This window comes from Pseudoroseomonas cervicalis ATCC 49957, assembly GCF_000164635.1.
GTDB lineage: Bacteria > Pseudomonadota > Alphaproteobacteria > Acetobacterales > Acetobacteraceae > Pseudoroseomonas > Pseudoroseomonas cervicalis.
On record NZ_GG770972.1, the window covers coordinates 1 to 1,736 of the forward strand.

The window sequence follows — 1,736 nt, forward strand, 5'->3', positions numbered from 1 at the left end:
AGCCGCGCGGCGCGGCGGAAGGCCGGGCCATTGGCCAGGCCGCTGCTCCAGGCCTCGGTGAGGTGGCCGACCAACTCGGCCACCAGCTTGCGCGGCAGCAGGCCGAAGCCGCCATGCAGCTCCTGCCCGGCGAAGCTGCACTGCTCGGCCGGCGCGGTGAGGTAGTGGCGGGCATAGGCCAGTTCCACCCGGTCGATGCCGGACGGGGTCCGCTTCCGGCCGCATCCCAGCAGGCGGGAGACGTCCAGGATGACATGCGGGCCGTCGGTCGCAAGGGCAGCGGGCATCACGGGTCCTCAGGAACGGCGTCACCGTTCTGGTGCGCCGGCGCGGCATCCTGGGCGGAGGATATGCTGCGCCTGCTAACAGAACCTGTCACGATTTTGTGGACCGCTTAACCCTTCGTCAATCTAAATTCTGAGAATTGCCCCTCCCTGCGCCGTGGGTCAAGGTTGAACTTTTAGTAAAATTCTTTTAATTCAAAGGTTTATGGAGAGTCGATTTTCGCTCTTTAGGGGAGATTCACTCCTGCTCCGCGCGGATCTGGTTCGCCGACGCGCCAGTGATTAATGCTTCCTGCATCGTCTCCGCGCTCTTGCGGCGGATGTCCTGATACGCCGCCGGGGTGTGGAAGGCGCTGTGCGGCGTCACGATCAGCCGCCCCGCCAGCCAGGGCTCGCGCGCGCGATAGGCCGCCAGCAGCGGCGGCACCGGCTCGACCGGCGGTTCCACCGGCAGCACGTCGAGTCCCGCCCCCGCCAGGTGGCCGTCGCGCAGGCAGCGCTCCAGCGCGTCCAGGTCGAGGATCGGCCCGCGCGCCGTGTTCACCACCACCGCGCCCGGGCGCAGGCGGCGCAGCGCCGCCTCGTCCAGCAGGCCCGTGGTGGCGCGGGTCAGCGGCGTGTGGATCGAGAGGGTGTCGGTGCCCTCCAGCAGCGACTCCAGGCTGCGGGCGCGGCCGATGCCCAGCGCCCGGTCCACCCCGTTCGGCAGGAACGGGTCGTAGAAGCGCACCCGGAAGCCGAAGGCCTTGGCCCGCAGCGCCACCGCCGTGCCGATGCGGCCCAGCCCGATGATGCCGAAATCCTGCTCCTCCAGCCGCTGCACCAGCGGCGTCTCCACCTGCCGCCAGGGGGCGGGCGGGTCCTGGCGCTGCAGATCATGGTGCAGGGCGATGCCGCGCCGCAGGGCGAGGGCCAGCGACATCGCGTGGTCGGCCACCTCGGCGGTGCCGTAATCGGGGATGTTGCAGACCATCACGCCGCGCGCGGCCAGCGCCGCGCGGTCCAGCCGGTCATAGCCCACGCCCATGCGCACCACGACCTTCAGCTTCGGGAAGCGCGCCAGGTCGGCGGCGGTCAGCCAGTGGCGGAAGACGAACAGCCCGTCCGCCTCGGCGCAGAGCGCGTCCGGCAGCTCGTGCAGCCCGCCCGGCGCGCCGCCGCGCACCAGCCGCGCCTGGCCGGCGAAGATCTCCTCCTCCAGCGCGGTGTCGGGGTAGAGGCCTTCCGGCTCCAGCACGGTCAGCATCGTGGGGTTTCCTCCGTTTCAGGTGCTTGGGCCGAGGATGCGGGGGCGGGGTTGGGGGCGCAAGCCGCCCCGCCTATGCTCGGCCCCGCCATCACGGGGGGGCAGGCATGAGCACGCGGAAGATCCTGATCACCGGCGCGTCCAGCGGCATCGGCGCCGCGGCGGCCCGGGCGCTGGCCGGGCCGGGTGTGGCGCTGGCGCTGCAC

1 protein-coding gene and 1 pseudogene are annotated in these 1,736 nt (G+C 71.2%); both read right to left on the bottom strand.

What is annotated here, in order from left to right:
* Window positions 1-287: pseudogene (locus HMPREF0731_RS23920) on the bottom strand (hypothetical protein); the annotation flags it as partial.
* Between the two features lie 235 nt (window positions 288-522).
* Window positions 523-1,530 (bottom strand): C-terminal binding protein, encoded by a 1,008-nt coding sequence (locus HMPREF0731_RS20865; protein WP_007006219.1) that lies wholly within the window; start codon window positions 1,528-1,530, stop codon window positions 523-525.
* Window positions 1,531-1,736 lie beyond the last annotated feature (206 nt).

Bases quoted from the DNA above. Each gene is read 5' to 3' on its own strand.
- HMPREF0731_RS20865 (WP_007006219.1), bottom strand. From the start codon at position 1,530: ATGCTGACCGTGCTGGAGCCGGAAGGCCTCTACCCCGACACCGCGCTG.